At 66.7% G+C, this 6,156-nt stretch carries 7 protein-coding genes; 4 read left to right on the forward strand and 3 right to left on the reverse strand.

Features of this window, described 5'->3' with window-relative positions; translation table 11 throughout:
- On the reverse strand, positions 1–406 hold a 406-nt coding region (locus tag Q4G50_RS14235; RefSeq protein WP_303378313.1), incomplete at its 3' end, for a CarD family transcriptional regulator.
- Positions 407–607: 201 nt separating this feature from the next.
- Here Q4G50_RS14235 and Q4G50_RS14240 point away from each other — a divergent pair.
- The 3 genes from Q4G50_RS14240 to disA all read left to right on the forward strand — a co-directional run bounded on the left by Q4G50_RS14240 (position 608) and on the right by disA (position 3,700).
- Positions 608–1,201 carry a hypothetical protein gene (locus tag Q4G50_RS14240; protein WP_368660632.1) on the forward strand — a complete coding sequence of 198 codons (594 nt, stop codon included), beginning with the start codon at positions 608–610 and terminating at the stop codon, positions 1,199–1,201.
- A gap of 77 nt (positions 1,202–1,278) precedes the next feature.
- Entirely contained in the window at positions 1,279–2,643 is a 1,365-nt protein-coding gene (gene radA / locus Q4G50_RS14245) for a DNA repair protein RadA (protein WP_303378314.1), read from the forward strand.
- A 10-nt stretch (positions 2,644–2,653) separates the two neighbouring features.
- Positions 2,654–3,700, forward strand: coding sequence for a DNA integrity scanning diadenylate cyclase DisA (gene disA, locus Q4G50_RS14250; RefSeq protein WP_303378315.1), 1,047 nt, complete (start codon positions 2,654–2,656; stop codon positions 3,698–3,700).
- Here the strand turns inward: disA and Q4G50_RS14255 are convergent.
- Complete coding sequence (locus tag Q4G50_RS14255) at positions 3,697–4,374, reverse strand: hypothetical protein (protein WP_303378316.1); 678 nt, start codon at positions 4,372–4,374, stop codon at positions 3,697–3,699. The two genes, disA and Q4G50_RS14255, sit on opposite strands and share 4 nt — an antisense overlap.
- A 71-nt stretch (positions 4,375–4,445) precedes the next feature.
- Positions 4,446–5,069 carry a carbonic anhydrase gene (locus Q4G50_RS14260; RefSeq protein ID WP_303378317.1) on the reverse strand — a complete coding sequence of 208 codons (624 nt, stop codon included), beginning with the start codon at positions 5,067–5,069 and terminating at the stop codon, positions 4,446–4,448.
- 25 nt (positions 5,070–5,094) lie between these two features.
- On the opposite strand from Q4G50_RS14260, the gene Q4G50_RS14265 reads away from it, so the two are divergent.
- Entirely contained in the window at positions 5,095–5,955 is an 861-nt protein-coding gene (locus tag Q4G50_RS14265; RefSeq protein ID WP_303378318.1) for an A/G-specific adenine glycosylase, read from the forward strand.
- Positions 5,956–6,156: the final 201 nt, after the last annotated feature.

Genomic DNA, 6,156 nt, shown 5'->3' on the forward strand with positions numbered 1-6,156 from the left:
CGAGGATCTGGCGGGCCTTGGCCAGCATGCGCTTCTCACCGGCGGACAGGCCGCGATCCTGGTCGCGGCGCCACAGATCACGCACCACTTCGGCGACCTTGTTCACGTCACCCGAGGCCAGACGCTCCTGGTTGGCCTTGTAACGGCGGGACCAGTTGCCCGCCTCCTCGACGTCAGTTTCGCGGAGCACGCCGAAGACCTTCTGCAGGCCCTCTTCGCCGACGACGTCACGGACGCCGACCAGCTCCGCGTTCTTGGACGGGACGCGGACGACGAGGTCAGACTGGTTGATCTGCAGGACCAGGTACTCCAGTTCCTCCCCTCCCATCACGCGATGCTCGATGTCAGCGATCACGGCAGCGCCGTGGTGCGGGTAGACAACGACGTCCCCGACCTTGAAATCCATTCCCACTCCTTGTTGCGTGTGGTTGGCAGCACACTAGACCCAGCATTCTACCACGCGGCCGATTCCGCTCGACGGCGGCCAACCTCCGCCCTCCGTATACCCCCGTTACCCCCCGCTTTCTGCCTCCGCATGGAACCGATCGCCGGGAACTGTGTGCTCAGGGGCCAAAGGGACTAAGGTAAGCTTGCGAAACAGCCTTAAGTGACCCTACTGATGGAGGACACCCAAGTGAAGTCCCTGAAGTCGGCCGCCCGTCGCGGCGGCATCATCTCCGCCGCCGCACTGTCCGCGCTGGCACTGGCCTCCTGCTCTGCAGGCCAGGTGACCCAGACCGCCTCGCAGGTTGCGCCGGTCAATGGTGCGGAAGCCAACTCCGAGGACGGCACTATCGCTGTCCGCGACGTCACCATCATCGTCGATGACGCGGGCGAGGCCGCCCTGAAGTTCACCGCGATCAACCAGGACACCTCGATGACCGAGCACACGCTCGAGTCCATCTCCGTCGACGGCAATGACGTCGCCTTCGACTCCACCACCCTGGGCCGTGACTGCGTCCTCTACGGCGATTCCGCACAGGCCCTGGAAAACACCCCGCAGTCCGAGAACACCGGCTGCATCGAGTACACCGAGACCACCTTGGCGAATGAGGATTACGCCATCGGCGGCAACGTCCCGGTCACCTTCACCTTCGATACCGGTGAGCTCGAGGTCTTCGCCGCTGTCGCTGCTCCGCAGCTGCCGGCCGGTTCCTTCTCCCGCGAGCCCGGTTCTGAGTCGGATTACACCAACCTGTAATTCCTTTTCTTATTGACGCCCGGCTTCTCACCCGAGAGCCGGGCGTTTGGCGTGGGCCGTGATTAAGGTGTGAAGTCATGGCCCGTAAACCCCGTTCCGTCCACACCTGTTCCGAGTGCGGCTATTCCTCCCCGAAATGGCTGGGGCGGTGCCCGGACTGCGCGGCGTGGGGCACGCTCGTCGAATCGGCCGCGGCCCCGAAGACAGCGAGTGCGGGGCCGGCGGGTTTAACGCCGAGCGCCCCGGCCACCCCCATCACCACGATCTCGGGCACGGCGGCCAGCTCCGTGCCCTCGGGCATCGGGGAGCTGGACCGAGTCTTGGGCTCCGGGGTGGTGCCCGGTTCGGTGGTGCTCATGGCGGGTGAACCCGGGGTGGGTAAATCGACACTCTTGCTGGAGGTGGCGAGCCGGTGGGCGTCGATAAGCGGGCGTAAGGCCCTGTATGTCACCGCGGAGGAATCCGCCGGGCAGGTGCGCGTGCGCGCCGAACGCACCGGCGCGCTGCAGGAGACCCTGTACCTGGCGTCTGAATCGAACCTGGACGTGGTGTTCGGGCACGTCGATCAGGTCAAGCCCTCCCTGCTCATCGTCGACTCGGTGCAGACCATGCACGCCCCCGGGGTGGAGGGCGTGGCCGGTGGTGTCGCCCAATCGCGCGCCGTGACCGCGGCGCTGACCTCCCTGGCGAAAACCTCCGGCATCCCCATCTTGCTGGTGGGGCACGTGACCAAGGACGGCAATGTCGCCGGGCCGCGCGTGCTGGAGCACCTGGTGGATGTGGTGCTCAACTTCGAAGGCGACCGGCAGTCCTCCCTGCGGATGCTGCGCGGCATCAAGAACCGTTTCGGCGCCACCGATGAGGTCGGCTGTTTCGAGCAGACCGCCGAGGGCATCCGCGAGGTGCCCGATCCTTCCGGGCTGTTCCTCTCCCACCGCGGCCGCACTCCCGACGGCTCGGCGGTGACCGTCGCCATGGATGGTGTGCGCCCGCTGCTCGCCGAGGTGCAGGCGCTGACGGTGGATCCGGTGGCGAAGAACCCGCGTCGCGTGGTTACCGGGTTGGACGCCAACCGGGTACCTATGGTCTTGGCCGTTCTGCAGGCGCGCGCGGGAGAGCGCACCAATGAAAAGGATGCCTATGTGGCCACCGTCGGCGGCGTGCGCATCACGGAAACCGCCACTGATCTGGCCGTCGCCCTGGCCACCTGGTCCTCGCTGCACGAGAAGCCGCTGCCAGAGAAGACCGTGGTCATCGGGGAGGTGGGCCTGGCCGGGGAGCTGCGCCGCGTGCCCAACCTGGGCCGTCGCCTGAGTGAGGCCGCCCGCCTGGGTTACGAATACGCGGTCGTGCCCGCCGGAGAGAAGCTCAGCGTGCCCGGGATGCGGGTGGCGCAGGCTTCCACCCTGCGGGAGGCGATCGGTTTGCTGACCCAGGGGTAACATCTACCCCATGAGCCCCGCCACCCTAAGGGAGACCCTCCAGCACCTCGCCCCCGGCACGGAACTGCGTGACGGCCTCGACCGCATTGTCCGCGGCCGCACCGGCGCACTCATCATCATCGGCGACGGCACAGAAGTCACCGACCTCTGCGACGGCGGCATCGAGTTCGACGTCCCCTTCGCCCCCACCCGCCTGCGCGAACTGTGCAAGATGGACGGCGCGGTCATCCTCTCCACCGACGCCAGCCGCATCCGGCGCGCCAACGTGCAGGTGGTGCCGTCGCCGAGCTACCCGACGTCGGAAAGCGGCACCCGCCACCGCTCCGCCGAACGCGCCGCCCTGCAAACCGGGCGACCCGTCATCGCGGTGAGCCAATCAATGAACGTGATCACCCTCTACGTCGAGGGGCAGCGCTACATCCTCGATAGCCCCGCCACCATCCTGCGACGTGCCAACCAGGCCCTGGGCACCCTCGAGCGCTACCGCACCCGCCTGGACAAAGCGAACCAACGCCTGTTTGTCTCCGAGATCAACAACTACGCCACCGTGCAGGATGTCGTCGCCGTTATGCAGCGCGAACTGCTGGTCAAGCGCGTCGGCATGGAACTCGACCAGGATGTCCTCGAACTGGGCACCGACGGCCGACAGCTCAACCTGCAGCTGACCGAACTTCGCGGCGACAACGACCGCGAGATCGACCTGCTCATCCGCGACTACCTCATCGCGGAAGGCCCGCCCTCTGATGAGGATGTCCGCGCCGCCACCACCGCCCTCGACGGCCTGGCCGACGCCGACCTGCTCAAGCCCGCCAACGTCGCCCGCATTCTCGGTCTGCCCGCCACGGAGGAGTCCCTGACGCAGTGGATCGTGCCGCGTGGTTACCGGGTGCTCAGCCGGGTGCCGCGGGTGCAGATGTTCCTCAAGCACAAGATCATCGCGGCTTTCGGCGACGTGAAGTCCCTGCTCGGCGCATCGGAGGAGGATCTGGCGGCCGTGGACAACGTGGGCAACCTGTGGGCGCGCCACGTCCACGAGGGACTGGCTCGACTGACCTAACCCAGGTTGAAGGTGTGCGCGTCGGAGGCGTTATTGCCGATCACGGCGTGCAGGTAAAACGCGCCCGTGCCCACGTCCTGGCGGCTGTTGCACTGGCCGGGCTGGGAGCCGCGACGCGACCACACCGCATCGAAACGTCGTTCGCTGTCGGCCTCGAAGAGCTCATCCCCATCAAGCACCGAGGGGTAGCAGTCCGTGTCGGACCAGACGCGCTCGTTGTCCTCCAGGCGGTAGACCTCGAAGCGCAGCTCGGCATCGTCGAGGTTGATCTCGCAGTCGGCGGCCGTGGGGTTTTCCACCGTCATGTAGAAGGTGGGCTGCACACCCGAACCGTAGGAGGGGCGATCAGAGCTGGCGATGATCCGCAGGTCAGCGAGCTCGCAGGTGTTCTTCGGCTCGGCTGGCTCGGAAGGGTCGGTGGATTCGGTGGTCTCCTCTTCCTCTTCTTCCCTGCTGGTCTGCGTAGTCTCGCGCGTTGTCGTCTCCTCCACCGACCGGGTGGTCGTGGTGGACGGCGCGGCAGCGGTGGTCTGCGTGTCCTCGCCACCCCGGCCGGCGAAGGCGACCAGGCCCCATACCAGCAGTCCGACGAGGACGAGGATGATCACGGCCGCGGCGACGCGGCGGCGGACGTAGATCTCTTCGGGAAGTCGGCGGGGGCTCTGGTTACTCACGCCCCTCACTCTAATTGGGGGCAGTTAATGCAGGTGGGAACCGGCGCCCCCGCGTGTCCGCTACTCCCCGCCTATTCGACGCCGTCGGCGATGACCTGTTCAGTCGAGCCGTCGGAAAGCAGGTAGCGCAGACCGACGATACCGACGCGACCATCGGCGATGCGCTCCTGCAGGGCAGAAAGGCGGTGCTTGATCTGGATGACGATCTCGATGACATGCTGACGTTCATACCCGGGCCGGTCATTGCGCCCGCGGGCGCGAGCCTCGAGGATCGACGGGGCGACCTTCTCCACGAGGATGCGTTCCAGACCGTTGGGGATCTTCCCGCCGTCGAGCGCCTCCGCGGTGGCCGCAACGGCGCCGCAGGATTCATGCCCCATGACGACCACGAGTTCCACACCGAGGCTCTTGATCGCGTATTCGATGGACGCCAGAACAGCCGGGTCCAGGATCTCACCGGCGGTGCGGACGACGAAGAGGTCGCCGAGGCCGACGTCGAAAATCAGCTCCACCGGCACGCGCGAATCAGAGCACGAGAGGACAACGGCCCGGGGGTTCTGCCCGTCCCGCAGTTCCGTGCGGCGCAGAATGTCCTGGTTGGGGCGCTCCTGCTGCTGGTGAACAAAACGCTTGTTGCCGGCCAGCAGGGCCTCCCACACGGCCTGCGGGTTCTTGGCGACATCTTTCATGGGCATGGGGGCAAGTCTAGACTTAGAGCCCATGTTCGCGCGCCTCCTCCCCTGGTTTGATCTCCACGAACGCCCCCTGGCGTGGCGTGCAGAAGACACGAGCCCGTGGGGCATCCTCCTCAGCGAGGTGATGAGCCAGCAGACCCCCGTCACCCGCGTCGAACCCGTGTGGCGGGAATGGATGGCCCGCTGGCCGGATCCGGCCGCTTTCGCGCAGGCCTCCCCCGCTGATGTGCTGCGGGCGTGGGGAAAACTCGGTTACCCCCGCCGCGCGTTGAGGTTGCTGGAGTGCGCACAGCAGATCGTCTCGCTTCACGACGCCCGCGTCCCGGCCGACGTCGATAAGCTCCTGGCTTTGCCCGGTGTCGGTGACTACACTGCCCGCGCCGTGGCGTGTTTCGCGTACGGGATCAATGTGCCGGTGGTGGACACCAACGTGCGGCGGGTGGTGCGCCGTGCGGTTCAGGGGCGCTTCCTCGCGGGGACGGCGTCGAAAGCGGAGCTGGCGGTGGTGGCGGCGCTGCTGCCTTCAGAGCGGGGGCCGCGGTTTTCGGCCGCGCTGATGGAGCTCGGCGCCCTGGTCTGCACCGCAACCTCACCGCAGTGCGGGGTGTGCCCGCTGCGGGAGGAATGCGCTTGGTTGGCCGCCGGCTCCCCACCACCCAGTGCAAAGGAGCTGGCGAAGAAGAAGGTGCAGAAATTCACCGGCACCGACCGCCAGGTCCGCGGACTGATCATGGACGTGCTGCGCGGGACGGAGGCAGCCGTGCCGCAATCGGTTATCGACGTCGTCTGGCCCGACGATGTCCAACGGTCTCGCGCTCTGTTCTCCCTGCTGGAAGACGGCCTGGCCGAGCAGGATGAGCAAGGCCTGTTCCACCTCCCGCGCTAGGGGCGCTATGTAAGACTTTCAGGGTTACCCGGGCTGAGCGACACCCGCGAACAGGCATTATGCACTTCCCGACGCCGCTTCGACCTGAAAATCTTACGCAGCCTCAGGCCAGGCCAGCGTCGCGGATGACCATCGCCGCCGACACCCGGTTGTCCACGCCCAGTTTGTTGAAGATGCGCGACATGTTCGCCTTCACGGTGG

Source organism: Corynebacterium sp. (genome assembly GCF_030538285.1).
Taxonomy (GTDB): domain Bacteria; phylum Actinomycetota; class Actinomycetes; order Mycobacteriales; family Mycobacteriaceae; genus Corynebacterium.

What these genes read in the sequence shown, in the direction of transcription:
- radA (WP_303378314.1), top strand. Translation starts at nt 1,279, where the DNA reads ATGGCCCGTAAACCCCGTTCCGTCCACACCTGTTCCGAGTGCGGCTAT.
- disA (WP_303378315.1), top strand. Translation starts at nt 2,654, where the DNA reads ATGAGCCCCGCCACCCTAAGGGAGACCCTCCAGCACCTCGCCCCCGGC.
- Q4G50_RS14260 (WP_303378317.1), bottom strand. Translation starts at nt 5,069, where the DNA reads ATGCCCATGAAAGATGTCGCCAAGAACCCGCAGGCCGTGTGGGAGGCC.
- Q4G50_RS14265 (WP_303378318.1), top strand. Translation starts at nt 5,095, where the DNA reads ATGTTCGCGCGCCTCCTCCCCTGGTTTGATCTCCACGAACGCCCCCTG.